This is a genomic window from Lawsonibacter sp. JLR.KK007, assembly GCF_036941135.1.
Taxonomy (GTDB): domain Bacteria; phylum Bacillota; class Clostridia; order Oscillospirales; family Oscillospiraceae; genus Lawsonibacter.
This window is the reverse complement of record NZ_JAYWSY010000003.1, coordinates 138,635-163,705: the sequence shown is the minus strand read 5'-3', so window position 1 is coordinate 163,705 and position 25,071 is coordinate 138,635. Positions and strand designations below refer to the sequence as shown.

Here is a 25,071-nt window from a genome sequence, read left to right as displayed (position 1 = left end):
ATGGCAAGCGTGGCATTAGGTCAAAAGGCTGTGGGAAGCGTTGTTAAGCTGAAATTTAACGGCGCTATGCGGGAATTTCTGGTGGTTAACCAGGGCCGCCCGTCCACGCTCTATGACGCAAGCTGTGACGGCGTATGGTTGTTGATGAAAGACTGCCTGGAAGCCAAGCGCTGGCACAGTTCGGACGTGAACGACTACGCAAACAGCGAGGTAAACAGCTATCTTAACAGCACGGTTCTTTCCAAGTTTGACAAAGACATACAGGCCCAGATCAAGCAGGTAAAGATCCCCTATCGGCCCGGCAGCGGAACGAGCGGGACAGTGAACAGCGGGGCCAACGGGCTTTCCACAAAAATTTTCCTGCTGTCCGATCGGGAAGTGGGCTACACAAAATCCAACGTCAACAGTTATATTTGTGACGATGGCGCAAAACTGGCCTACTTCCGGGACGGAAACGGAACCAGTGAGAAGATCGCAAAGTTCAACGGAAGCGCCGCGCTTTGGCGGTTGCGCTCTCCGGACCTGAACGGCTCTACCGACGCCTGGCTCGTCAGTTCCAATGGCTATGCCAGCTACAGCTACTGTTCCTATGCCGGGTTTTATCTGCGGCCCGCTTTGATCCTGCCCTCTAACCTCTTGACCTCTGACGATGGCACGATCAACACGAACACGGCCCCGACTACGCCCGGAAGCATCAACGTACCGGGGAATATCCAGGGCGGAAGCACGATTACGGTAAGCTGGGGCGCGTCCACGGACGCGGAAAAAAATCTGGAAGGGTATGTGGTAGAACGCAGCACCAACGGCGGCGGACAGTGGACGCAGGTATACCAGGGCAGCGGAACCAGCACCACAAATACCGTCCCGGCAGGGACGGAAACGGTTATGTACCGGGTAAAGGCTTACGACAGCGAAGGGCTTTACAGCGGGTACAGAACCAGCGGCCAGATCACAGTAATTAACAACAACGCCCCCGGTATCCCGGCCAGCATCACGATCCCCAATGAGGTTTTAGGCGGAAAGCAGCTGACAATCACATGGGGCGCGGCCACGGACGTTGACGGGGATCTTGCTGGGTACAGCCTGGAACGCCAGGTGGACGGCGGGGACACCTGGACGGAAGTATACCGGGGCAGCAATTTGAGTTACACGGACACGGTAACGCGGGGCTGGGCCAGCGTGTGCTACCGGGTGCGGGCCTATGACAGCCACAACGCCTACGGCGGCTATGCCACGTCCCAAAGCCGCCCCGTGAACAATAATATTGCGCCCGTGATCACCTGTTCCCAGGGGAGCGGCGCTGACCTGGGAACGAAAGACGGCGGCTTTTCCGTTGCCTACAGCGTGGAAGACCCGGACGGGGACAGCATGACCGTAACGGAAGCCATTGACGGGGTGACAAAGCGGACGTTTACGCCGGAGCCAGGCGCAAACAACAGCTTTGCCGTAACCGGGGAATATTTTATGTGCCTGCTGAACGGACGGCATACCATGACCATTACGGCCAGTGACGGCAAGGGCAGCACGGTTCATACGCTGACCTTTACCAAGGAGATCCACAAGGCTTCTATCACGCTGGCGGAACCGCTGGACGCGGACGCGAAAATTGAAATTTGCGTTATGTCCGTGATCGGGCAGATTCCCGCCGATGCCGTATACAGCGTGAAGGTGACGAACAACGCAAAGGACGCGGCCCCTGTGTGGGAAGACTGTACGGCGGAAGTTCGGGCGGGTGCTAACCACGTTTTCACGAATACCACGGCAGAAAACGGCTTTGCGTTCAACTTCAAGATCGAAGTGGAACGCGGGGCCAGCGGTGAGGGCGGCTATATTTCTTCCGCCCAGGGAGGTTTTCAATAATGAGTTTGCAGCACAGAAAAGACAGCGTGCGGGAACTGCGGCTGAAACAGCAGGGGATCACGCCGCCGAAAGACTGGAACAATGTGGAACAGGTGCGGGACGTAGTGAAGCAGCAGATCGGCGCGGCCTGTTCCGCCGCCATTTATGCCGGGGTTGAAGTGGGCGGCGCACGCTACAGCCTAACCGAACACGATCAAACGGAACTGATGGCCCAGAACGCCGCCATTGCGGCGGGGGCGCAGGCCGTCCCGTACCACGCGGACGGGGAACTCTGCCGTATGTACACGGCGGCGGAATTTTCGGCGCTGGCCCAAGCGGCCACGGCCCACGTTTTCTACCACCGCACATACTGCAACCACGTCAACGCATGGATCGCACGCGCCGGGCTGGACGAACTGGCCGCCATTGAGTACGGCGCGGAACTGCCCGCCGATCTGGCCGCCAGTATGGCCCGGATCATGCAGGAAGCGGGCGGCGCGGTATGAAACGTGTAATTACCCTGTGGGCACTTCTGGGGGCCGCTTACGTGGCCCTGGAAACGCTGTGGCGCGGCTATAGTCACCCGTCTATGTTCATTGTAGGGGGCCTGTGCGGCGTGCTTGTGGGCGCGCTGAACCAGGCCCCACGATTCTACAACGCCCCGGTTGCCCTACAGGCGGCAGCCGGGGCGGCGGTTGTGCTGGCCGTGGAGTTTGCTTCCGGGTGCGTCCTTAACCTGTGGCTGGGCCTGGGCGTGTGGGACTATAGCGGGCTTCCGGGGAATGTGCTGGGGCAGATTTGCCCGGCGTTCGGCCTGCTGTGGTTCATGCTGATGCCCTTTGCAATCTGGGCGGAAGATACGGCCCGCTGGTGCATCTGGTTTTATGAAATGTCACTGATGCCTCCGGGGAAACCGGACGTGAAAACGCCATTGCCAGCGCTTTATTCGCTGAAAAGCATTTATTCTGACTTCATCAAAGGAAAGTAACGGGAGCCGCCCGCAGCGGCGCTTCCCGTTGCGGGCGGAACCGCCGGAAGGAGGGCAAAAACCGAATGGAAGGGAACTTGACACGGGCAGAACATGAAGAATTTGCCCGGCGCATGGTAGCCGAAAACAAACGCCTGGAAGATGAAAACAACAGGCAGAACAAGCGAATTGAACAGCTGGAAGACACGGTGAACAGGATCGTTGTCCAGCAGCTTACAACCCTGACAACAACGATTGAAAGGTTGGATTTGAGCGTGCAAAACACGCTGAAAGAGCAATCGGAAATCAGCGAACGGGTAAAGAAGCTAGAAAGCCGGGACGGGGATATGTGGCGCACAGCTGTAAAATACGTTCTTTCCGCCGTGCTGGGCGGCGTGGTTGTCTTCATCATGTCCCGGATCGGCATTTCGTAGGGGGGCGGCGGCAATGGAACTTACGGCCCCTATGACGGCGGCGCTGTGCTTTTTCGGCGGCGTTATGGCGTGCCTGCTGGTTTGTATGGCGCTAAAACTGAAAGCGGCCCAGGCGGGCGGCAGGAAGCAGCAGAAGAAGGACAAGCCGCCCGCCACGGTGGGGAAGCGCATGGGCGCTATGGATAAAATCCTGATCGTGCTGGGCGTGTTCCTGCTGTGCTTCATCGTAGCAATGGTGGTTATCTTCATCAAAAAGGACAGCATACCGGATACGCTGGTACAATGCGTTTTCGGCGCGTGCGGCCTGGAAGGTGGGGTAATGGGCTGGATCAAGACCACAAAGGAACGCCGCCAGGATCGGCGCTGGGCGCGGCAGGACGCACGGGAAGCGGAACGGGCGGCCCGTGAAGAAAGGGAGAACAACCAATGCTGACCGGGAACACCAATGAAGAAAGGATCTGGAACTACCTGACCGCCGCAGGCTTCAACGCTTGCGGCGTTGCCGGGCTTATGGGCAATCTGTATGCGGAAAGCGGGCTGAATCCGCAGAACCTGCAAAATACCTATGAAAAGAAGCTGGGCTATACCGATGCCGCATACACGGCGGCGGTGGACAGCGGCGCTTATACAAATTTTGCGGGGGACAAGGCCGGGTATGGGCTGGCCCAGTGGACGTACAGCACGCGCAAAGCGGCCCTTCTGGCCTATGCGCGGGCGGCGGGGAAGTCTGTGGGCGATCTGGAAACGCAGCTGGCCTTTTTGGTCAAAGAACTGCGGGAAAGTTTTGCGGCGGTGTATAACACGCTGAAAACGGCCCAGACAGTCCGGGCGGCTTCTGATGCCGTCATGCTGAAATTTGAGCGCCCAGCAAACCAAAGTGCGGAAGCGCTGGCCCGCCGGGCCGCCTATGGGCAGGGATACTTTGACAAATACGGAAAGAAGGGAGCGGGAAACAAAGTGGGATACACAAACAGCGCCCTTGTGGCCTATACCAAGCTGTCCCCAAACTGCAATAAACCGCGAAAGGACAAGATCGACACGATCACGATCCATTGCTTTGTCGGGCAAGTGACCGTGGAAAGGGGCTGTGAGGTATTCCAGAACACAGCGCGGCAAGCGTCCTGCAACTACGTTGTGGCAAAGGACGGAAAGATCGGGCTGTGCGTGGAGGAAGCAAACCGCAGCTGGTGCAGTTCCAGCGCGGCGAACGACAACCGCGCCGTTACGATCGAGGTTGCCAGCGATACCGTACACCCTTACGCCGTGACCGATCAGGCATATGCGGCCCTGATTGACCTTGTGGCGGACATTTGCAGGCGGAACGGGATCGGGAAACTGGTATGGTCAACCCAAAAGGCTGACCGCGTGAACCACAAGAACGGGTGCAACCTGACCGTACACCGGGACTATGCAAACAAGGCGTGCCCTGGAGAATACCTCTATAGCCGAATGGGGGACATTGCGGCCCAGGTAAACAAGCGGCTGGGCGCGGCTGATGCAGGGCAGACCCCGGCCACAAAACCGCAGACACCGGAAGCGTGGGCTGTTCCGTTCAAAGTCCGCGTTTCGGCGGCAGATCTGAATATCAGGACGGGGCCGGGCACGAACACGGCCCGCAAGGGGTACATAAAGCCGGGCGTTTATACCATTGTGGAGGTACGCAGCGGCCCCGGCGCTTCCGCGTGGGGAAAATTGAAGTCCGGCGCGGGCTGGATCTCCCTGGACTTCTGTAAGAAAATCTGATTTTTGAAAGGACGGAAAGATCATGGAAAACATTATTTTTAACGCGGTGCTTCTGCTGATCTCGATCGGCGGCTTCCTGCTGGGCAAGTTCGTTTTCCCAAACGTGCCCAAAAGCGTTGCGGACAAACTGCGGCAGCTGGCCGCGTGGGCTGACAAGTTCGTTGTCTGGGCGCGGGAGTTCCGCAAGCAGGACAGCGGCCCGGCAAAAATGGAACTGGTTGTGGAACAGCTGAAAGCCGTTGCCAAAGAAGCCGGGTGGGACGTGACAGAAGACCAACTGCGGGCCATTGCCCAGGCCGCCTATGAAAACATGATGAAGGGTGCGGAGGAAGCCCAGCAGACGCAGGAAGCGGCCCAGGCGGCCAGCGCGGCCCGCTATTATGAGATCGGACAGCGGAAGTATGCGGAAGCGTCCACGGTGGTTATCAACGTGCCCGGCCCGGTGGCGGGTGCGCCCGGCGTGGCGGTTGCCACGGACAACGTGCCGGAAGGGGCGCCGGAACCTAACCCGGACGGCAGCGTAAACGCCTATGATGAAGCCGGGCTGAAAGTGGGAACCGTGGACGCGGCCACGGCGGAAGCGGCGGCGGCTGGCGTTGACGTTGTGATCGTGGAGGGCGGCCAGGCGGCCCGGAACGAACAGCAGGACGGCGCGAACAGATAAAAGCCCGCAGGGCGGGCCATAGACAGCGACAGGACGCACGGAAGCCCGCAGGGGGTGTAATTACCTTCTGCGGGCTTCTTTGCGTTCCTGGGGTTTACGGGGCTTCCTGCAAGGCGTTCCAGACGTGGCCGCCAAGTTCCTTCATCAATTCCGGCTGTTCCTTCAACAGCGCGGAAAACAGGAACACCATAAATTCACTTTTGGTTTGCGCCCATTCTTCCGCCGTCATGTTCGGATTCTGGGCCAGCTTCATTTGCAGAAGTTCTTTTGTAAGGGCCTGCCCGGCGGGGCTGTTCAGCGTGGCCGCTTCTGCATCTGTGACCCGCTCCATGAACTGTTCAAAATTTTCTGCGATCTTCATTGTGTTTCCCTTCCCTTCTTTTGATGGAGCCGGGCGGCGGCTGGGCCGCCCGGCGGTGGTTCTTACAGGTGCGTATACATTCCGGTTACTTCTGTGAAGATGGCCTGCAAGCTATCACAGAAAACGCCGCTGTCTGTCCGAACTTCAATCGTTTTGTCTTCAATCCAGGCGAAAGTTTTCTTGTTAAGATGCCCGGCGGTGTACTTGAAAAAGTGCATCGTGTACGTGTCCGTAGCGTCCAGGGTGATATAAAGGCGGTTGGCCTTGCTGGCGTTTTTGGGAAGCGCCATGCGCAGCGTGTTCCCGTCCGCTACAAGGTGGTTGGCCCCGGTCATTGCAAGGAACTTCTGCCCGCCCAGCTGTTCAAGAATCTTTTCTGCTACCTTCATTTTCGTAACCCCCGTTTGTTTTTGTGTGGTTCCCTTAACTGTCTATATTATACTTCCGTAAGAATAAAAAGTCAAGCGCTTTCTGCTGAAATGATGCACAAAGAAGCGGCGCTGATTCTGTGCATTTTGTATACTTCCGTAAGGAAAGAAGAAAGCCCCGGCGGGGAGCCGGGGCGGCGGGGATCAGGCAATCAGGAAACAGCAGGTAGAAATATCAGTTTCACAGGCGGAAATATTGGAGCGGTGGACGGTGTAGCCCAGCTTTTCAACCTGCTTCTTCCGGCGGGGGAAATCACAGGCGCAGCACTCACAAAGAATAAAACCGTTTGTTTTGGCCGCGTCCAGCTTTTCCAGGACGGCGGGCAAGTCCCGGTATTTGGCGTTCATGAAGCCGTAATGACTGAACGTGTAAGAAATGTTCTTCTGAAAGATAACGTGGGCGCTGTAGTCCCCGACATAGATCCCGCACCAACTGGGGTGAACGGTGATCATTTCGCCGCGATCGTTGTACCGGATTGTCCAGCCGTCCAGATCGGCACTTCCGGTAGTTTCGGCGGCGTTCATAGCGGCCAGGATGGCGGGCATATCGTAGCCGTGGCGGGTAAGAGTACGGACAGAAGCAAGATTCAACATAAGGAAGACCCCCTATAAAATATTTTGGATGGCTTGCCGTGTCGGCCCCCTTTTCGTGTCGGCCCGTAAGGTTGGCCCCCGCCGTATTCTTAACGCCCCGGCGGGTGGGCCGCTGTGTTTCCCTTGAACTGTCTATATTATACTTCCGTAAGAAAAGAAAGTCAAGCAAATTTCAATACAATTATACACAAATATACTTCCGTAAACTTGTGCAACATTTATACTTCCGTAGCTTGAAAAAATGTGGTATAATGTGGGACAGCGGAAAGGGGGCCTTTATATGGCAGAAGAAAAAAAGAAGTATCCAACGCCCAGGGGGGCGGCAGCTACAGCCGCAAAGAAGAAATACCGCGATAAGGTGTATGACAGAATGGAACTGGCCTTGCCTAAAGGCATGAAAGCACGTATGAGGGAAGCGATCGAGCGGGCCGGGTATACGTCCTTTAACGCCTATGTGGCGGATGCCGTTCGGGAAAAGTATGCGCGGGATATGGGGGAGGAAATGAAACTGGAACAGGGGGAAGCGTGATGGAACAGACGGCGGAAGAACTGCTGAAACTGGCGGAAGCCGTGGAGAAACAGGAAAACAGGATCGTTGAAGCGATGTGGCGGGCAATCGTGGGAAGCGACACACCAAAAAAGGAAGATGGGGAACTGACCATACAAGGGCCAGGCGGCCCGGAAACACGGTATTATTTCAGATACAAAGGGAAAGACGCGGCAATACTGACAATAAAAGAGTTTGTACCGGGGCGGCTTTCATACTTCATTCAATCGGAAGAAATAACGCCACAGGGCGTTATGGAAAAGCTACTGGAAATTGAGCGGGCGGGAATTATGATAGGGAAATAAGCGAACCACCAGCAGGCGGCGTGCCTGCTGGTGGTTTTCTTCTTCTGGGCCGATCGGCAAAGATTGCCCGCCATTTCCCCGCCGCGTGTGCTACAATGGAGCCGCAGCGGGATTGTTGTAACTGGTGCAATAGACTACTGCAAAGGCCCCGGCGGCGCGGTGAAGCGCAACCGGGGCCGATTTTGTTAGTTTTCGCTATAAATATAACTTCCGTCACTTTGCCGCGTCCAAGTGCCTATAGTTTCTTCCAGCATACCTTCTTCATCCAATTTTCCGTATATCGCAAATGTGGTATCAGAGCCGGGGAAACAGATACCGTTTCCACCAGTAACGATGATGGAAACCCAGTTATAGCCGGAACCTTCCACGCGGTTTTCGGCAAATTCCCGCAGGTGATCCGCCGTCATTTCTTCCAGTTCCTTTGCGCTGGCGCGAATATAGGCACACTGGCCGATCACGGTATCGCCGGAGCCGTTCAAAACGTCTTTTACGGTTAGTTCATAGTCCATCAAGTCATTATGCGGGATAAATTCCGGGTAAAGCTGATCTTTCCCCAGGAAGACGGAAGAAACGGCGTTGCCGTCTATGGAAACGGTGTAATCAGTCCCGGAAGCATAGACCTTGAAAGAACCATCGGAATTTTTGGTAATGTAGCCCATTTCAGAGGAAATGCCACATTCAACCAAAGCAAGGAAAATCTGATCCGCATCGTCCGCCGAAACGTCAAAGCCCTTTTTGATGTTTTCGGCGGATTTTTCGTAAAAGTCATATTTTCCGCTTAATTCTTCCGCCATTGCGGAACCAGGGGAGCCGCCGCAGGCAGACAGCAGCAGGGCCAGCACGGCCACAAGGGACAGAATACGCTTTTTCATAAATAATCTTCCTTCCTTCTTTACTCGGAGTATCCCGGTTAAAATATGTGTGGTATTCCCACAAGTGGGATATTGCCACAATGATAACGCATCAATGTGGTAATGTCAAACAAAAAACTGGAATACACCACAAAAAATTGGAGGGCGGAAGGGTGAAAGCGTTTAATTAGGCTCTGCTCCGCAACGTCAGCAAAACAAACAGCAGAAGCATAAGGCAAAACAGAGCGAGAGCGGCCCTCAGGGATAAGGAAAGGTTTGAGAGCAGCAGTGCAACGCCAATCACACAGACAGCGGTTTCCTGTAGGCGTGCCATGACGCGGTCCAGGCCGTAAGCGGTCTTGACCGTCCCAAAAACACCCTCCACAGCATTGCGGTCGCAGTTGTCCTGATACTCCAGTTTCTTTGCTTGACGGGACAGGCCGGGAGCTTTTGGCGGCTTTCCCAGGGCCGGACCGGACAGACGAATACCAAGCTCTTTGCAAAAAGCCAGTGTCTGGCGGCTGCGGTAGATTTTGTCCGCCAGGATACGTTCCGGGTAACAGCCATAGCGCTCCCGGTACCGAGCCACCGCCCGCCAGAGGTCTTCCGATTCGTTGAAGGGCTCGAAGTCCAGCCGTTCGATCCTGGCATAGCCATCCACCAGACTGATATGCAGTTTTGAGCCAAACTCGGTATTGGCGTGGGCTTTTCCCCGAACGATGGGCCGGACCCAGGGCTGGGCCAGACTGACGATGCGCCGGGGAATGCTGTGGGTCCCGGATTCAAACATGAGGCGCTGCTGCTCGTAGACAGTAGTCATGATATTCAGGCGGTCCGCCTGCTTTGAAGACAATTTTGCACCTTTTTGAACCAATTCAGCTATGTACCTGATATCCCGGCGGATGTATTGCAGCTGTTTGCGTATCGCGGAACGGATTGCGTTCCCACTGCGCTTCTTGCTTTTGGACAGACGGAGATAGTCCTTCCGGGCGCGCTTGCGGTACATCCGGGGCTTCTTCTGTCCTGCCGCTTTACACAGCTCGTCCACCGTTTTCTCCGCTTTCTCCCGCACTTGGTTGAGTAAATCGATGTCCTGAGGATAGGCGATGTCCGCGGGGCAGCATGTGGCGTCCAGAATCAGTGTCCCGCTGTTAGGCGGATCGTTCCCGTCATCCGAGTCATCCTGTTTCCCTGTCTCCGCTTTTGGGACAGACGCCTCCAGAATTGCTGCCAGGTCCTCCTCGCTGAACCGTTTCCGGAACGCCACCAGCGTGGACGCCCCGAACGGACACGGCCCGTACTCCTTCATGCCGATGAAATATTGCAGATACGGGTTTTCTCCAATGTGCTTCACCAGCCATTGGTCGCTGCATTTCAGCCGCCGCTGAATCAGCAGCGCCCCTAATGCCATCCGTGCCGGATGGGCCGGGTGACCATTGTTCACGAATCGCGCTGCATACCGCTCCTCCGCTATCTCCCACGGAACCAGCGCCGCCAGTTTCACCCAATCGTTTTCTGGGTCCAGTTTCCCATATGGAAAGATGAAATCTTCCATCCGAAGCTGACTGTTGTCCTTATACATCCACTCCGCCCCCTATAAGTGCACGCTTTTTCCTTGCTTTTTCCCAATTCCCTTGCACCTATTCTACCATATTTCATCCCATATTGCTTGTCTTCTAAGCAGTTTGAGGTTACGAAGCAGGCCCTAATTACAACGGGCAGCGGAACGTATCAGGCGAAAGAATCAGGCAGGCCCGGACGCGCCAGCGGTGTACACAATCCGATCTGGCGGCGCGGGTGCAGGTAAGCGGCGTGATCATTGAACGGGATTGCATATCCAGGATTGAAAACGGCTTGCGAATGGTGCAGGATTTTGAATTGCGGGCGATCGCCGGGGCGCTGGGGGTTACAACGGATTGGCTGGTAGGGGAAACAGAGGAAGAAGAAAAATAAAGTTGCCGTAGGCTGTGGCCTACGGCAATTATCGTTTTACAACGTCTGGGCTATTGACTTTATCATATATTCCAGTTTATTATTTGCGGGAAAGGGGGCGCTTCTATGAATCACGAAGGAGCAACGCATTTTTCCTGGAATGACAGGCTGACACTGGCGCGGATGATAAAAGAGGGCTTCAAGAAACCGGAAATTGCAAAAGCCCTGGGGAAGTGCGAACGGTCAATTTACTATGAAATCAACCGGGGGTTATGCGAACAGCTTACAACAGACCTGGAAAAAGTTGTGATTTACTGCCCGGAAGTGGCGCACAGGAAATACAGGGAGTTTCTGGCCGAAAAGGGGCCGGATCTGAAAATCGGACACGATCACGCGCTGGTAAAGAAGCTGGAAGAACTGATCGTGGAGCAGCAGTTTTCCCCCGGCGCGGCCTTGGCGTACATAAAGAACGGCACGGAAGAATACAGCACGGAAATAAGCGAAAAGACGCTATATAACTACATTTACCGGGGGGACGTGTTTCTTGTTCTGAACGAAAAGCACCTTTACGAAAAGGGGCGGCGGCACTATGCGGAGAAAAGCAAAAAGCAGGCCGCAAGAGCGCCACGCGGGACAAGCATAGAGAAACGCCCGAAAGAGATCGGGAGCCGGGAAAAGTTTGGGCATTGGGAAATGGACAGCGTTATGGGGTGCAAGGGATCAAAACAAGCGCTGCTGGTGCTGACGGAACGGAGAACCCGCATGGGAATTATTACACTGGTAGAAGACCACACGGCGGCCAGCGTGGTAAAGGCTATAAACCGCCTGGAACGGAAATTCGGGAAGCTGTTCTATACCCTGTTCAAAAGTATTACTGTGGATAACGGCAGCGAGTTCCAGGACTTTGAGGGGATAGAGATCGCACACCGCCGGAAGGGGAAGCGGACGATCGTTTTCTTCTGCCACCCGTATTCCGCGTATGAACGCGGAAGCAACGAAAATATGAACAGGCTGATCCGGCGCTGGTTCCCCAAAGGAACCAACTTTGACGAAGTGACAAAAGAACAAGTGGCGGCGGCGGAAGAATGGGTGAACAGATACCCGCGTAAGCTGCTGGGCTGGAAATCCGCAGCCGATCTATTTGACGAAGAACTACAGGCGGCTTGACCGCGTGGAACTGAATACAAACGTTCTAAACGAGTGAGCAAGACCCACCCGTTTAGGTTTTTATGCGCTTTTTGCCGTCAAATAGCATAAAACAGGCAGGGGGATTTTGTGCGCTGTGCTGATTATTCCAATTTACTGCAATTTATTCTTGACTTCTGGCGCCTTGGTCCTTTTCCAAAGCCGCTCTCATCCCGTTTCCGCCCAAATTGCAGCCACAGGGCGATCACCAGCAGGATCACGCCGATGATGGTGCACAGCCCGCTGGCCAGGTCGGAAATCAGTCCTTTATACTCCAGAAAGGAGAAGAGGGCCAGAAACACCAGATCGCCGTACAGCAGCAGGCGGGCGGTGGGGTCCATCCGCTTTTTGGCCCGATCCTTCTCGCTGGCCAGCTTCTCCTGTTCGACCTGTCGTTTCAGCTCCACTGTGCGGCTGTGCGGCCGCTTTTTGTTCCTTTTACCCGCCATGTTGGCCTCCTTGTGTGATAACTGCCGCCCCCACCACCAGATCGCCATCGTAGAGGACCACGGTCTGGCCGGGGGTGATGGCCCGCTGGGGCTGGTCGAAGGTGAGGCGGATGGCATCCTCTCCGGTCTGCTCCACGGTGCAGGGCTGCTCCGCCATGCGGTAGCGAATCTTGGCCCGGAGCCGGACAGGGCCGTCCAGCCGGGCGCAGGGGATCAGGTTCAGCCGGCCGGCGGTGAGGGTGCGGGCAAAGAGGCTGCCACTGCCCGACAGGACCACCGTGTTGTCTCGGGGGCGGATCTCCTTCACATAGAGCCGTCCCCACTCGGAGGACACCCCCAGTCCCCGGCGCTGGCCCACGGTGTAGTGTACGATCCCCCTGTGCCGGCCCAGCGGGGTCCCGTCCTCATACAGGAAGGGACCCGCCGGATAGTCCGTCCCGGTTCGGCGGCGGATAAAGGCGCCGTAGTCCCCGTCGGGTACAAAGCAGATGTCCTGGCTGTCCCCCTTGCGGGCGTTGAGCAGGCCGGCCTCTGCGGCGATCTCCCGCACCTCTTCCTTGGACAGCTCCCCCAGAGGGAACAGGGCCCGGGACAGCTGCTCCTGGTCAAGGACGGCCAGTACGTAGCTCTGGTCCTTGTCCAGGTGGGCCGCCTTTTTCAGCAGCCAGCGGCCGGACCCGGCGTCCCGGTCCAGGCGGGCGTAGTGGCCGGTGGCGATTTTGCCCCAGCCCAGCTCGTCCGCCCGGCGGAGCAGCGCGCCGAATTTCAGCCGCCGGTTGCACTCGATGCAGGGGTTGGGGGTCTGGCCCAGCTCGTAAGCGCGGATAAAGGGCTCCACCACATCCCTCCGGAAGCAGTCCGTCAGATTGAATACATAGTGGGGAATCCCCAGGCGGCAGGCGGCGGAGCGGGCGTCCTCCACGTCGTCCAGGGAGCAGCAGGCGCTTTCCCCCTCCAGGCCGGCCAGGGTGTTGTCCACCAGCTTCAGGGTAACGCCCACCACATCATGTCCCTCCCGCTGGAGGAGCAGGGCGGCGGCGGAGCTGTCCACGCCTCCGCTCATGGCGGCGGCAGTCTTTTGATCCATAGAGACCTCCATGGGCATTTTGCTGAAATTACTCCCAAAGTATACCACATTTTTCCCCTGATGGCAACCGGAACCCCTGGAAAGACTGGATTGTCGGGTGTTAATACATCTTGTATTCACACCCTCGGGCATCGGAAAAACGCCACAACATGTAGTGGACAAAGCGGGAGGGGTGTGCTATAATCGCACTTGGACTTTTGAATCGGGGCCCCGCGAAAGAGGACGGAGGTCCGCAGAAGGTCCTCACCAATGAGAGGAGAACAGGAATGAAGGTTATTAAACGGGACGGCTCCAGTGTGGACTACGACCGCAGCAAAATTGTCACCGCGATTGAAAAGGCCAACGCTGAAGTCCCTGAAGCGGAGCGGATGTGCCGGGCGGACATCGACGCCATCATCGACGGCATCGAGGGCCAGAAGCGCCCCCGCATGCTGGTGGAGGACATCCAGGACCTGGTGGAGCAGGGGCTGGTGGCCCGGAACAAGTTCCACCTGGCCAAGACCTATATCATCTACCGCTACAACCGGGCGCTGGTCCGGAAGGCCAATACCACCGACGAATCCATCCTGGCCCTGCTGCGCAACGAAAACAAGGAGCTGGCCGAGGAGAACTCCAATAAAAACACCATGATCGCCGCCACCCAGCGGGATTACATCGCCGGAGAGGTGAGCCGGGACCTGACCCGGCGTATTCTTTTGCCCGAGCACATCTCCAAGGCCCACGACGAGGGAGCCATCCACTTCCACGACGCCGACTACTTCATCCAGCCCATCTTCAACTGCTGCCTGATCAACATCGGGGACATGCTGGAAAACGGCACCGTGATGAACGGCAAGCTCATCGAAAGCCCCAAGACCTTCCAGGTGGCCTGCACCATCACCACCCAGATCATCGCCTGCGTGGCCTCCAACCAGTACGGCGGCCAGTCGGTGGACCTGCGCCACCTGGGCAAATACCTGCGCCGCAGCCGGGAGAAATTCAGGGCCCATATCGCCTATGAGTGCGCCGGAAAGGTGGACGAGTCCACCATGGAGCGGCTGGTGATGGACCAGCTCAAGTGCGAGCTGAAAAACGGGGTGCAGACCCTCCAGTACCAGATCAACACCCTGATGACCACCAACGGCCAGTCCCCCTTCGTCACCCTGTTCCTCAACCTTCAGGAAGGCGACCCCTACATCGAGGAGAACGCCATGATCATTGAGGAGGTCCTCCGCCAGCGGCTGGAGGGCATCAAGAACGAGAAGGGCGTGTTCATCACCCCCGCCTTCCCCAAGCTGGTCTACGTGCTGGACGAGCACAACTGCCTGAAGGGGGGCGCCTACGACTACCTCACCGAGCTGGCCGTGAAGTGCTCCGCCAAGCGGATGTATCCCGACTATATCTCCGCCAAGAAGATGCGGGAGAACTACCAGGGCAACGTCTTCTCCCCCATGGGCTGCCGGTCCTTCCTGGCCCCCTGGAAGGACGGGGACGGAAACTACAAGTTCGAGGGCCGGTTCAACCAGGGGGTGGTCTCCCTCAATCTGCCCCAGATCGGCATCCTCGCCAATGGCGACGAGGAAGCATTCTGGGCGCTGCTGGAGGAGCGGCTGGACCTGTGCTTCGAGGCCATTATGTGCCGCCACAACGCCCTGAAGCAGGTGCGCTCCGACTCCTCCCCCATCCACTGGCAGTACGGCGCCATCGCCCGCCTGCCCAAGGGGGCCTCCATCGAGCCTCTGCTCTACGGGGGCTACTCCTCCATCTCGCTGGGCTACATCGGCCTGTATGAGGTGACCAAGCTGGTGAAGGGGGTCAGTCACACCCAGGAGGGGGGCAGCGAGTTCGCTCTGGCGGTGATGAACCGGCTGCGCCGTGCCTGCGATGACTGGAAGGCGGAGACCAACATCGGCTTCGCCCTCTACGGCACCCCTGCCGAGAGCCTGTGTTACCGCTTCGCCCGCATTGACAAGGAACGCTTTGGGACCATCCCTGACGTCACCGACAAGGGATACTACACCAACAGCTACCACGTGGATGTGCGGGAGAAGATCGACGCCTTCGACAAGTTCACCTTTGAGAGCCAGTTCCAAAAAATCTCCACCGGCGGCTGCATCTCCTATGTGGAGATCCCCAATCTGCGCCACAATCTGGAGGCGCTGAAGGACGTAGTCCGGTTCATTTACGACAACATCCAGTACGCCGAGTTCAACACCAAGAGCGACTACTGCCAGTGCTGCGGCTTCGACGGGGAGATCGAGATCAACGAGGAGTTCCAGTGGGAGTGTCCTGTCTGCCATAACACCGACCAGTCCAAGATGAACGTCACCCGCCGGACCTGCGGGTATCTGGGAGAAAACTTCTGGAATGTGGGCAAGACCAAGGAGATCAAGGCGCGGGTGCTGCATCTGTAATCGTTTTTCTGTAGGGGCGGCACAGAGGCCGCCCCCTACTTTATTCAAGGAGATGACCTGAAATGGATCAATACCGGACAACCGGTGTTATGGACAAAGTGGCCCTGCAAGAGGTGCAGAAATATCTATTCCGCACCCGGCTGGACTGGGTCAGATGGATTGCTGTGGCGGTCATTGCCGGATGCGCCTTGCTGGCCCTCATTGCGAGGGACTGGTTTGACGGGGGGCTGTATCTGTTCTTAGCGGCATTCGTTTTTCTGTTCCCCCGCCTGATCCAAAGACGGTATATCAAGAATCAGCTCGCCCGGATGCGGGAGAATTCCCCGGAAGGGGTCACCCGCTACGAGAGCTTTTTCACAGCAGACGGCGTAGTCCTGCGCAATCTGACGATTCACGGAGAGGCCTCCCTCCGCTATGAGAGCCTGTCCGTAGCGGCCTCCACCCCTAATCTCTTTTTTGTGATGAGCAAATCCCGGCAGTTTTTCCTGGTATTTAAGGACTGCCTCACCCCGGAACAGCGGGAGAGCTTTTTGCCCTTTCTGAAAGAGAGATGCCCCAAGCTGAAAATCATGCGCTAAGGAGAGCATTATGAACTACGCCGATATTAAAAAGGTAGACGTGGCCAACGGACCCGGGGTGCGGGTATCCCTGTTTGTGTCCGGGTGCAGCCACCGGTGCGAGGGGTGCTTCAACCCGGAGACCTGGGATTTTTCCTACGGCGTCCCCTTTGGGGAGGCGGAGATCCAGCAGATCCTCACCTTCCTGGCCCCAGACCACATCCGGGGGCTGTCCCTGCTGGGGGGCGAGCCCTTTGAGCCGGACAACCAGCGGGCCGTGCTGGAGCTGGTCCGCCGGGCGCGCAGGGAGCTGCCCGGAAAAACCGTCTGGTGCTACACCGGTTACCTCTTCGAGGAACTGGCCGGCAACCAGGTGGGAACCCACAGCCGGACCCTGCTGGAGGGGCTGGACGTGCTGGTGGACGGCCCCTTCGTTCTGGCGAAGAAGGACCTGGGCTTGCGGTTCCGGGGCTCCCACAACCAGCGGATCATCGACGTGCCCGCCTCCCTCCAGGCTGGAGAGGTCCGGCTGGCGGAGGAATATATGCAATAAAAAGAGAGCGCAGATTCCACGTCGTGGGAATCTGCGCTCTTTTATTGCTGATGCAGCGGCGGACCGTCCAGCCGGATCACCCGGTCCGCGCAGGACAGGACGGCCTCCTCGTGGCTGATCAGCAGGACGGGGGCGGGAAGGGTCTTCAGCCGCTCCAGGATGCGCAGGGCACGGGGGAGGTCCACTCCGGCGAAGGGCTCATCCAGCAGATAGAGCCGGGCGGGGAGGGCCAGACAGCGGGCCAAAGCCAAGCGGCGGCCCATGCCCCCGGACAGGGCGGCGGGCCGGGTCCTCTCCTCACCGGTCAGCTCGGCCAGCGCCAGAAGGCCGGGGACCGCGTCCCGGCGATCCTGGGGAAGGACGTCGGTGAGGTGCTGCTCCACCGTCCGCCAGGGGAGCAGGCGGTCGTCCTGAAAGAGGAGGGCGGTCTCCTGGGGGGCGAGCCCCTCCACTGTGCCGCCCTGAAGGGGCTGAAGTCCGGCCAGCACCCGGAGCAGGGTGGTTTTCCCGCAGCCGGAGGGTCCGCTGAGGGCGGTGACGCCGCTGTCCGGCAGGGTCAGGGAGAAGCGGTCCAGGACCGCCCTGTCCCCGAAGGAGACAGTGAGGCTCCTGCAGACGGTCACGCGCCCCACCCCCTTCCCCATCGGGCCAGACAGGTGCGGAGGATGCGCTCCAGCACCATGCTCAGGGCCACGGTCACCGCCGTCCAGGCGAAAAGCTCAGGGATGTCCAGATAATACTTGGTGTAATAGATCTGCTGGCCCAGGGAGGGCTCCGGCAGGCAGAGCACCTCGGCGGCCACCCCGGACTTCCAGGCCAGACCGGTGGCGGTGGTGAGGGCGGACAGGATGTAAGGCCCCAGGGAGGGCAGATACAGGAGACGGACCGTTTTCCAGCGGGAGAAGCGGCAGACTCTGGCCAGCTCCAGCAGCTTTTGGTCGACCGCCTGGATGCCTCGGGCCAGATGGTCCCACACCACAGGCATCACCATCAGGGCGGAGATCACCGCCGGGACGTTGTTCCGTCCCGTCCACAGCAGCACCAGCAGAATGAAGGATGCCACCGGCGCGGCCCGCACCACCCGGATGGCGGGGGAGAGCAGCCGGTCCGCCCAGGGGGAGGCGCAGGTCAGCACCGCCAGCAGGGCTCCCAAGGCGGCTCCCCAGACCAGGCCCAAGGCGATGCGGCCCAGGGAGGTCAGCACGGCCCCCCAGAACTCCCCCGTCCCCGCCATCGCGGTCAGGGCGGTCCAGACGGAGGCGGGATAGGGGAGCAGCAGCTCGTTGCCCCGTCCGTTCACGCGGCGGTCCACCAAAAGGGCGCAGACCTGCCAGACCCCCAGCCAGAAGGCGGGGGCCGGCAGGGCGTATAACAGCTTTTTCAGGGGCTTAGCCCACCCCATAGTAGAAGGAGTCGTAGGGCAGGCCGCCGCCAATGGATTCCGGGGCCGCCTGGAAGAGGATGGAGTAGTAGTCCTCCAGCATGTCCTTCATCTCCTGCCCGATAATAAGGGTGAGGGCGCACTGGGGGATGGCCTTCTCTGCCACCTTCTCGTTGGGCAGGATGCCCAGCTCCACCGCCAGAGAGCCCGCGTCCGGACCCTCCATGAAGGAAATGGAGTCTCTGTACAGATCGATGAAGGCCGCAATCAAAGCAGGGTCGCTCTTCTCAATGAACTCGGTGCGGGCCACAACACAGCCCATGGGCAGCTCGGAGCCCTCCAGGTCCCTCCAGGCGTCGGTCAGGGAAACGGCCTCCCGCACAGCGCTGTCCTGAACCATCAGGGCGGTGGCGGCGGGAACGGGGAGCATACAGATCCCCGCGTCAGAGGAGGTGATCTTGGCGGTGATCTCCTGGGGGGTGAGCCACTCAATATTTACGTCGGAGGGGTCCACCCCATTGCCGGTCAGCAGGTGGTTCAGGATGTGCTCCGGGTTGGCCCCCTTGGTGTTGGAGGGGCAGTACAGGGTCTTGCCCTTCAGGTCGGCCATGGAGTGGACGGTGTCCCCCTTCTCCAGAATGTAGAGCACCCCCAGGGTGTTGACAGCCAGCACCTGGATGGAGTCGGGGTTCTTGGCGGACAGAACGGCGGCGGCATTGGTGGCGATGGCGGCGACATCCACAGTCTTGTTGTTCAGCGCGGCCTGGACCTCGGTGTTGTCCGTGACGATGGTGCTGTCCAGGATGAAGGGCATATCCGTAAAGGCGTTTTCGGCGGAGTAGTATTCCATCAGCCAGGAGGCCCCCACCCCGGTGGGGCCGGAGAGGGCCATAAACTTGATGACCGGGGCGTCTACCTCCGGGGTGGACTGGCTGCTGTCCTGGTCGGAGCCGTCCGGCTGGCTGGAGCTGGAGCCGGGAGCGGCGGAGCTGGAGGTCCCGGCAGGGGTCTTGGGCCCGCAGCCCGCCAGCAGAGACAGGGCCAGGGCGGCGGTGAGCAAAAGTGACAAGGTACGTTTCATGGCAAATCTTCCTTTCTTGTTCACAGGACTGTCTCCAGTCCCGCAGGATCAACAATGGTGATGGTCTTGCCCTGCCGGAGGATGAGGCCGCTGTCCTCCAGGGCGGAGAAGGCCCGGTAGAGGGAGGCCCGGCTCACCCCCAGCCGCTGGCACAGCTGGGTGGCTGGGCAGGAGCTGTCCCCGCCGGCCAGCAGGTAGCGGGCCAGCTTGCCCTCCACCCCCGGCTGGGCCAGGGTCTGAAGCCGTCCGGAGAGGAAGCGGATGCGTCCAGTCAGGTAGCGCAGATAGTTTTCCCGGATCTGGCTGTGTTCAGCCAGGAGCCGGTCCATCAGCTGCTGGTCCAGCATCAGGCACCGGCTGGCCCCTTTGGCGGTGATGGTGGAGGCAAATTCCCGCTCGCCGCTGTACAGGGCGGCCGCACCGAACAGGTCCCCCGGCTCCAGCGCGCTGACCGCCAGCGTCCCTTTGGTCACCTGGAGCTGCCCGGACAGCACCACCCCCAGGCTACGGCGGAAGTGCCGGGGACTATACACCACCTGTCCGGACGAAAACTCCGTCCGCTCCGCCTCCTCCGCCAGCTGGCGCAGAAGACCCTTCTCCGTCCCCCGGAACAGGGGGCAGGCGGACAGCAGGGCAGTCTCTTCCTCTGTGAGCGGCAAGGCTGTCGCCTCCAAACTGTCTTATTTGAGACGGTTTGGATTATACAAGAGGAGCAGGAAAAAGTCAACCCCGGCAGTCCAAAAACTGCCGGGGTTTTGTGTTTCCTATTCGTAGTAGTCCACCAGCTCAAAGGCGCCGATGGCCTGGCACACATCACACAGGTCAGGCCGTTCCTCAAACACCGCACCGCAGAACTGACAGCGGTAGCCGGTCTTCTTCTGCCGGGGGGCGGGCTTCTCCTGGGCCGGGGCGGGAGCCTGCTCCGGAGCGGCCTGGGCCAGTTTGGCCAGCAGGGTCATAAAGCGGTTCTCATGGCTGCGCTCAATGTCGGCCACCTTTTCGAACATGACGGCGACGTCCTCCAGCCCCTCGGCCCTGGCCTGGGCGGCGAAGCCGGGGTACATGTCGTGCCACTCGCTGTACTCCCCCATGGCGGCCTGGGTCAGGCACCCGACGGTGTCGGTTGGCTTGCCGTAGAGCAGCTCGAACCAGAACTTGGCGTGCATCATCTCGTTTTTTGCCATCTGCTCAAAGGCGGCGGCCGCCTCCTCGTCCCCGTTGGCCCGGGCGGCCATGGCAAAGTAGGTGTACTTGTTGCGGGCGATGGATTCCCCCGCCAGGGCCTTGCGGAGATTTTCCGCAGTTTTCGTGTTTTTGATGTCCATGTCTGTTTCCTCCTGTTTTGAATATAGCGGCAGGCTTACTCGTCCTCGTACAGTTCCGGCCGGAATACCCCGTCCTCCCCCCGGCTCCAGGCGGTGCCGGGTTCGGAATCCAGCAGCGGGATGATGTCCGGATCGTAGTTGCAGATGGTGTTCAGGGCATAGACGCCGGAACGGTCCGGATCGTCCATACAGCCGCTGCCCTCGTCCCCGGCGGCGAAGCGCCAGCCGCTGTCCCAGGCCGCGTCTCCGTCGCCGGGCTCCTCCCGCCAGCAGTAGCCCACAGGGCTGCCCTCCACCACGATCCGGTCGGTGGCAATACAGCCCTGGGGACCGTCCCCCTGATAGAGCTCCTTCAGCTCCTCCCGGGGGATGGCGAAGGCCTTTTCCGGCCTGTCGGGGCAGACGCTGGGCCGCTGGAGGTCCACCACTGTCAGCTGCTCCGGCGTGAACCGGGCCAGCAGGGACTGGGCGTCGTGGGCCATCTTGAACTGCATCTCCTCAAAGTGGAGGGGGATCATCTGGTAAAAATTCACCTCATCCCCGCCGGGGAGGGGACAGCACACCGCCTCCTTATCAAAGCCCTGGGGCTCGGTGAGGATCAGGCCGCACAGACGGGTGTTGTCCGCAAAGGGGGCGTCCTCCGGGTTGGCGATGGTATGGCCCCAGCCCAGCCAGCCGTCCTCCTGAATGGGCAGGCGGGCCAGGATCTTCAGCCACCGGAGCGGCCAGTACCAGCGCTCATCGCCGTTCTCCACCTGCCAGTCCGGAGGAAGGGTGACCATAATTTCCGCCCGCTCCAGCTTCATTCCGGCCAGCTCCTCGGGTACGTTCATCCGGTGGGCCCCCATGCCGAAGGTGGACAGAACGTAGTAATTCCGCTCCGGGGTGGGATTCATGATGTAGATGTCCACGTGGATGTCCGGGGAGATGATCTCGTGGAACACATTGCCGCAGGGGCCAAAGTATTTCTCCAGGTGGGCCTCCACCGCGTCCCAGTCCTCCTGCTCATACATCTCCGGGCGGTAGGTTTTGGCGGAGATGTATTGTTCGCACATTTGGATGAACTGTTCCGTGTCCTGGTCCTCCGGGTCCAGCTCCAGCGTCCGTTCGAAGCAGGCCAGAGCCTCCTTCTCCCGGTCCTGGTAGAACAGGGAGTAGCCCAGGCGGTAGTGCCACAGGGGGTCGTCCGCCCCCTCCTCCGCCACCGAGCGCAGCAGCTCCTCCGCCCGCTCCAGCTGGCTCCGGAACTCCGGCTGGTCCAGATCGGCAACGTTGTTGTAGGCCCTGGCCAGCTGGCAGGTGAGGGCGTAGTCCAGGGGCTGGGTCCGGCTCCGCTCCTCTAACGTGTCGATAATGCTTTGGTACGCCTCCTCCTGGTTCCACTGGTCCAGCAGGGATAACAGATCATCCATGGCTCTGACCTCCTGATTCTTTTTTGGCCTGGACCGTCTCCATCCGGGCCGCGTTGTGGACTACAGACAGCTGCGCGATGGTCTGCGCCACCTGCCCCAGGTCTTCCGGACCGCTGCAGGCGGCGGTGAGGAGAAAGAGGGACGGACCAGAGATGACCTCACACACCGCCTGGTAGAGGAGCTTCCCCTCCTCGCGGATCTCCCGCCAGCCCCAGCGCAGGGCGCCGCCGCTCAGCTTTCGGGCCTCCAACCCGTGGAGCGTGTTCAGGTTGTCGGTAAACTGGGCGTCGCCCTCCCGTGCGCGGTAGGCGCTCACCCGCCACACGGGGCCCTCATCCGAGCCGTCGCTCCACAGGTGTGCGCCGCCGTCATTTTCCCAGGACTCCCAGTGGTAGAGGCAGGAGCCGGGCAGGGTGAGCCGCAGGACGCCCACCGCGTGGGTGACGCGGCCCTTGCGGTAGCCGGGTGAAAACTCCTCCCGCAGCTCCGGCCCCTCGGGCAGGGCGGGTTCCCGCTCCGCCAGGGCACAGACCTCGGCGTAGGCCCTCCGGGGCAGGGGGAGGGCGGGGTCCAGCTTAGCAGCCCACTCCAGGTCGTCCAGGATCGAGCTGTTGATGGCGGCATCCTCCTGGCTGCGGGCGGAGGGGGCAAACCAGCACCGCTCCCACAGGGCGTTGATGGCCCGGTTGCGGAAAAATCTGGCGTCCTGGGTGCGGCCGTTCCACAGAAAAAAACGCCCGGCCAGAGCCTCAATTCCCCCCTCCTCCACCAGATCCACCAGCTCCGACAGGCGGAAGCGGCCCATGGGGGTGACCACCGTATCGGGGATGTTCTCAGGGGCGTACTGCTCCAGGTCCCAGCACAGCTGCATGCCGGATACCCCCTTGCCGCTCTCCTGACGGCACACGTCCACCAGGGTGTGGAGCCAGGGGTAGAAGTGCTCCTCTTTTATGCGCAAAAAGTCCCGGTGCTGAAAGAAACCGGTCTCGTCCTCCACCGTCAGGGCGCGGATAGGCAGGCGGTCCAGCAGCTCCACCGCCGCCCGGTGCAGTCCCGCTCCGGCGGGGGTGGACACACAGCCCCCCCACACCTGCCAGGACTGGTCCTCCCCAGGCCGCCAGCGGAGGTCCAGCTCACCCCCCAGTGGACACAGGACGATCTTCAGGCCGCCCTTCCCCACCGTCAGACGGCAGCCCTGCGTCTTGGCCAGGGCCGCCGCCGCCTCCAACAGCTCCTCCGGATGGTCGATCCTGCCGGTAAACTGCAGTCCGATGCTCATGCTTCCGCCTCCTGCTTCAACCCGATGCCCCAGGCGTCAAACCGGAGGGTGTGGAAGCTGGCCCAGGCCACCGGAGCCCCGGCAAAGACCTCCACAGCGGCGTCCAGCAGAGGCTCCAGGTCCCAGGCGATGAAGTCCAGATAGCCGAAGGCAGTCCCGGTAGCTCCGCCGGTGAAGGTGACTACCCCCTCTCCCGTCCGGCCCAGGATCGCCCCCTCCAGCTGGTCCCGCAGGTCCAGAATCTCCTTCTGCGGCACGCCGTCCAGGGGGTAGTAGAAAAAACCGGGGACAATCCCGTCCTGGTGCAGGCGGTCCATATAGTAATCGTCCCCCTGAAGGTAGCCGCTGAGCAGAGGGACGCAGCAGCTCACCCCCACATAGACGTCCCGACGCAGGGCCCAGTCCTCCTCCTGGCTGGGCCGGCCCTCATAGGCGGTGTACCGCTGGCAGGCGACCTCCGGGTCATCGCAGCGGGACCAGCCCTCGGGATCGATCTCCGCCGCCACATAACCGGCCAGCTGGTCCAGAGGGATGCTGTCCCCTGGGGCGGGGGCGTCCAGAATGGCGCACTGGTTCACATACCGCATGGCGGCCAGCTCCCCCAGCGCCTGGTCCAGCAGGGTGTACAGGATATAGCTCCGCTCCTCCCCGGGCTGGCCTCTCAGCTTGCCGCAGTACAGCTGCAGGCCCAGGCCGTTGGCCTCCTGCTTCTCCGCCCACACCTGGACGTCCTTCAGGGTGACCTCCTGCCCGAACATCCGCAGGCCGAAGCTCCGGGAGCGGGTGCGGCCCACCAGGATGTTCCACCGGTCCAGCAGTTCCTTCGGGGCCCGCCGCTGGAAATAGGCCAGCTGAAACAGCCGGGTCCGGTCCCCCTCGGGGACCAGAATCAGCTCATACTTCTCCCCATTGCGGCCCAGCTCAAAGGCAGGGGCGGAGAAGGCGGGAGCCAGCAGCTCCGAGCACCGCTCCACCAGCTGTTCGCTGACGGACTCCCGGTCCATCAGGGTCCGCAGCTCATGCTCGCCAGCCAGAAAGGAGGCCCAGCCCTCCTCCGTCCGCACCCGGAAGGGCTTCTGGTCCAGGGGCAGGGATAATTCTCTTACGCGCTCCTCATCCATGGAGGAACACTCCTTTCTATCCTTTCTCGTTCAAGCTGGCCAGATAGGCTGCGGGGCCGCTCTCGTACAGATCGCCTCCGTGGGCGTCCAAAATGACGGTAAGGGGCATCTCCTCCACCGCCAGGCGGCGGACCGCCTCGCAGCCCAGGTCCTCCCAGCAGATGACCTCCAGCTCCCGGACGCAGGCGGCCATCAGCGCCCCCGCGCCCCCCAGGGCGGCCAGGTAGACGGCCCCATTGCGCACCACCGCCTCTTTGACGGCCTGATTCCGGGCGCCCTTGCCGATCATGACGGCCTGGCCCAGGTCCAGCAGCCGTGGGGAGTAGGCGTCCATCCGCCCGCTGGTGGTGGGACCGGCGGAGCCGATCACCTCGCCGGGCCGCTCCGGGGTGGGGCCCACATAGTACAGCGCCGAGCCCTCCACCGGGAAAGGCAGAGCCTCCCCGGCGTCCAGCCGCTCCATCATCCGCTTGTGGGCGGCGTCACGGGCGGTGTACACCGTTCCGGACAGCAGCACCGTGTCCCCCGCCTTTAAAGGCGCCAGATCCTCCCGGGTGACGGGGGTGGTCAGTTTGTATTGCAT

Annotated in this window: 30 protein-coding genes; 14 read left to right on the top strand and 16 right to left on the bottom strand. The window is 60.1% G+C overall.

Annotation, left to right across the window (positions count from 1 at the left end):
• From VV088_RS19015 to VV088_RS18985, 7 genes are all read left to right on the top strand, one after another.
• On the top strand, positions 1-1,860 hold the full coding sequence (locus tag VV088_RS19015) for a DUF6273 domain-containing protein (RefSeq protein ID WP_334602235.1): 1,860 nt from the start codon (positions 1-3) through the stop codon (positions 1,858-1,860).
• Positions 1,860-2,345: a DUF4376 domain-containing protein gene (locus tag VV088_RS19010; protein ID WP_334602234.1), complete on the top strand. Its 486-nt coding sequence runs from the start codon at positions 1,860-1,862 to the stop codon at positions 2,343-2,345. The genes VV088_RS19015 and VV088_RS19010 overlap by 1 nt, the downstream gene beginning before the upstream one ends.
• Positions 2,342-2,827 (top strand): putative ABC transporter permease, encoded by a 486-nt coding sequence (locus VV088_RS19005; protein WP_334602233.1) that lies wholly within the window; start codon positions 2,342-2,344, stop codon positions 2,825-2,827. The genes VV088_RS19010 and VV088_RS19005 overlap by 4 nt, the downstream gene beginning before the upstream one ends.
• Before the next feature lie 65 nt (positions 2,828-2,892).
• Positions 2,893-3,240 (top strand): hypothetical protein, encoded by a 348-nt coding sequence (locus VV088_RS19000; protein ID WP_325219818.1) that lies wholly within the window; start codon positions 2,893-2,895, stop codon positions 3,238-3,240.
• Between the two features lie 13 nt (positions 3,241-3,253).
• Positions 3,254-3,673 carry a hypothetical protein gene (locus VV088_RS18995; RefSeq protein ID WP_160573300.1) on the top strand — a complete coding sequence of 140 codons (420 nt, stop codon included), beginning with the start codon at positions 3,254-3,256 and terminating at the stop codon, positions 3,671-3,673.
• Positions 3,667-4,983, top strand: a complete 1,317-nt coding sequence (locus VV088_RS18990; protein WP_334602232.1) for a phage tail tip lysozyme — start codon at positions 3,667-3,669, stop codon at positions 4,981-4,983. Before VV088_RS18995 ends, VV088_RS18990 begins: the two co-directional genes overlap by 7 nt.
• A gap of 22 nt (positions 4,984-5,005) precedes the next feature.
• Positions 5,006-5,647, top strand: a complete 642-nt coding sequence (locus tag VV088_RS18985) for a phage holin, LLH family (protein ID WP_334602231.1) — start codon at positions 5,006-5,008, stop codon at positions 5,645-5,647.
• 94 nt (positions 5,648-5,741) lie between these two features.
• Here VV088_RS18985 and VV088_RS18980 read toward each other — a convergent pair whose 3' ends face one another.
• The 3 genes from VV088_RS18980 to VV088_RS18970 all read right to left on the bottom strand — a co-directional run bounded on the left by VV088_RS18980 (position 5,742) and on the right by VV088_RS18970 (position 7,030).
• Positions 5,742-6,008, bottom strand: coding sequence for a hypothetical protein (locus VV088_RS18980; RefSeq protein ID WP_334602230.1), 267 nt, complete (start codon positions 6,006-6,008; stop codon positions 5,742-5,744).
• A gap of 62 nt (positions 6,009-6,070) precedes the next feature.
• Positions 6,071-6,397, bottom strand: coding sequence for a hypothetical protein (locus VV088_RS18975; RefSeq protein WP_325307808.1), 327 nt, complete (start codon positions 6,395-6,397; stop codon positions 6,071-6,073).
• A gap of 183 nt (positions 6,398-6,580) precedes the next feature.
• Complete coding sequence (locus VV088_RS18970; protein ID WP_325307807.1) at positions 6,581-7,030, bottom strand: hypothetical protein; 450 nt, start codon at positions 7,028-7,030, stop codon at positions 6,581-6,583.
• Between the two features lie 280 nt (positions 7,031-7,310).
• Here VV088_RS18970 and VV088_RS18965 point away from each other — a divergent pair, with 280 nt between their 5' ends.
• On the top strand, positions 7,311-7,559 hold the full coding sequence (locus VV088_RS18965; protein ID WP_334602227.1) for a hypothetical protein: 249 nt from the start codon (positions 7,311-7,313) through the stop codon (positions 7,557-7,559).
• Positions 7,559-7,882 carry a hypothetical protein gene (locus VV088_RS18960; protein ID WP_334602226.1) on the top strand — a complete coding sequence of 108 codons (324 nt, stop codon included), beginning with the start codon at positions 7,559-7,561 and terminating at the stop codon, positions 7,880-7,882. Before VV088_RS18965 ends, VV088_RS18960 begins: the two co-directional genes overlap by 1 nt.
• A 185-nt stretch (positions 7,883-8,067) precedes the next feature.
• Here the strand turns inward: VV088_RS18960 and VV088_RS18955 are convergent, their stop codons facing one another.
• Together VV088_RS18955 and VV088_RS18950 are read right to left on the bottom strand one after the other, a co-directional pair.
• On the bottom strand, positions 8,068-8,754 hold the full coding sequence (locus tag VV088_RS18955) for a hypothetical protein (protein WP_334602225.1): 687 nt from the start codon (positions 8,752-8,754) through the stop codon (positions 8,068-8,070).
• A 166-nt stretch (positions 8,755-8,920) separates the two neighbouring features.
• Positions 8,921-10,315 (bottom strand): IS5 family transposase, encoded by a 1,395-nt coding sequence (locus VV088_RS18950; protein WP_334599763.1) that lies wholly within the window; start codon positions 10,313-10,315, stop codon positions 8,921-8,923.
• A gap of 161 nt (positions 10,316-10,476) precedes the next feature.
• Between VV088_RS18950 and VV088_RS18945 the strand changes: the two genes are divergently transcribed.
• Positions 10,477-10,686: a helix-turn-helix domain-containing protein gene (locus VV088_RS18945; RefSeq protein ID WP_334602861.1), complete on the top strand. Its 210-nt coding sequence runs from the start codon at positions 10,477-10,479 to the stop codon at positions 10,684-10,686.
• A gap of 105 nt (positions 10,687-10,791) precedes the next feature.
• Entirely contained in the window at positions 10,792-11,832 is a 1,041-nt protein-coding gene (locus VV088_RS18940) for an IS30 family transposase (protein WP_334602224.1), read from the top strand.
• Between the two features lie 122 nt (positions 11,833-11,954).
• On the opposite strand, the gene VV088_RS18935 is transcribed toward VV088_RS18940, so the two are convergent.
• Positions 11,955-12,299: a hypothetical protein gene (locus tag VV088_RS18935; RefSeq protein WP_334602222.1), complete on the bottom strand. Its 345-nt coding sequence runs from the start codon at positions 12,297-12,299 to the stop codon at positions 11,955-11,957.
• The gene (mnmA, locus tag VV088_RS18930; protein WP_334602221.1) at positions 12,289-13,386 is read right to left on the bottom strand and encodes a tRNA 2-thiouridine(34) synthase MnmA; all 1,098 of its coding nucleotides are present in this window, start codon (positions 13,384-13,386) and stop codon (positions 12,289-12,291) included. The genes VV088_RS18935 and mnmA overlap by 11 nt, the downstream gene beginning before the upstream one ends.
• A 266-nt stretch (positions 13,387-13,652) precedes the next feature.
• Here mnmA and nrdD point away from each other — a divergent pair, with 266 nt between their 5' ends.
• The 3 genes from nrdD to nrdG all read left to right on the top strand — a co-directional run bounded on the left by nrdD (position 13,653) and on the right by nrdG (position 16,889).
• Entirely contained in the window at positions 13,653-15,779 is a 2,127-nt protein-coding gene (gene nrdD, locus VV088_RS18925) for an anaerobic ribonucleoside-triphosphate reductase (RefSeq protein ID WP_334602220.1), read from the top strand.
• A 62-nt stretch (positions 15,780-15,841) separates the two neighbouring features.
• Positions 15,842-16,357 carry a YcxB family protein gene (locus VV088_RS18920; RefSeq protein ID WP_334602218.1) on the top strand — a complete coding sequence of 172 codons (516 nt, stop codon included), beginning with the start codon at positions 15,842-15,844 and terminating at the stop codon, positions 16,355-16,357.
• Between the two features lie 10 nt (positions 16,358-16,367).
• A complete protein-coding gene (gene nrdG, locus VV088_RS18915) occupies positions 16,368-16,889 on the top strand; it encodes an anaerobic ribonucleoside-triphosphate reductase activating protein (protein ID WP_334602217.1) in 522 nt (173 codons plus the stop codon).
• A 41-nt stretch (positions 16,890-16,930) separates the two neighbouring features.
• Here nrdG and VV088_RS18910 read toward each other — a convergent pair whose 3' ends face one another.
• The 9 genes from VV088_RS18910 to VV088_RS18870 form a co-directional block, all read right to left on the bottom strand.
• On the bottom strand, positions 16,931-17,512 hold the full coding sequence (locus tag VV088_RS18910) for an ATP-binding cassette domain-containing protein (RefSeq protein WP_334602216.1): 582 nt from the start codon (positions 17,510-17,512) through the stop codon (positions 16,931-16,933).
• Positions 17,509-18,291, bottom strand: coding sequence for an ABC transporter permease (locus tag VV088_RS18905; protein WP_334602215.1), 783 nt, complete (start codon positions 18,289-18,291; stop codon positions 17,509-17,511). The genes VV088_RS18910 and VV088_RS18905 overlap by 4 nt, the downstream gene beginning before the upstream one ends.
• Positions 18,278-19,351, bottom strand: a complete 1,074-nt coding sequence (locus tag VV088_RS18900; protein ID WP_334602214.1) for an ABC transporter substrate-binding protein — start codon at positions 19,349-19,351, stop codon at positions 18,278-18,280. Before VV088_RS18900 ends, VV088_RS18905 begins: the two co-directional genes overlap by 14 nt.
• A gap of 20 nt (positions 19,352-19,371) precedes the next feature.
• Positions 19,372-20,010: a Crp/Fnr family transcriptional regulator gene (locus VV088_RS18895; protein ID WP_334602213.1), complete on the bottom strand. Its 639-nt coding sequence runs from the start codon at positions 20,008-20,010 to the stop codon at positions 19,372-19,374.
• Between the two features lie 105 nt (positions 20,011-20,115).
• Positions 20,116-20,676 (bottom strand): rubrerythrin family protein, encoded by a 561-nt coding sequence (locus VV088_RS18890; RefSeq protein WP_334602212.1) that lies wholly within the window; start codon positions 20,674-20,676, stop codon positions 20,116-20,118.
• 35 nt (positions 20,677-20,711) lie between these two features.
• Positions 20,712-22,088, bottom strand: a complete 1,377-nt coding sequence (locus VV088_RS18885; RefSeq protein WP_334602211.1) for an immunity protein Imm33 domain-containing protein — start codon at positions 22,086-22,088, stop codon at positions 20,712-20,714.
• Positions 22,081-23,367: a hypothetical protein gene (locus VV088_RS18880; RefSeq protein WP_334602210.1), complete on the bottom strand. Its 1,287-nt coding sequence runs from the start codon at positions 23,365-23,367 to the stop codon at positions 22,081-22,083. Before VV088_RS18880 ends, VV088_RS18885 begins: the two co-directional genes overlap by 8 nt.
• Positions 23,364-24,488 carry a hypothetical protein gene (locus VV088_RS18875; protein WP_334602209.1) on the bottom strand — a complete coding sequence of 375 codons (1,125 nt, stop codon included), beginning with the start codon at positions 24,486-24,488 and terminating at the stop codon, positions 23,364-23,366. The genes VV088_RS18880 and VV088_RS18875 overlap by 4 nt, the downstream gene beginning before the upstream one ends.
• Before the next feature lie 16 nt (positions 24,489-24,504).
• Positions 24,505-25,071, bottom strand: a complete 567-nt coding sequence (locus tag VV088_RS18870) for a Fe-S-containing hydro-lyase (RefSeq protein WP_334602208.1) — start codon at positions 25,069-25,071, stop codon at positions 24,505-24,507.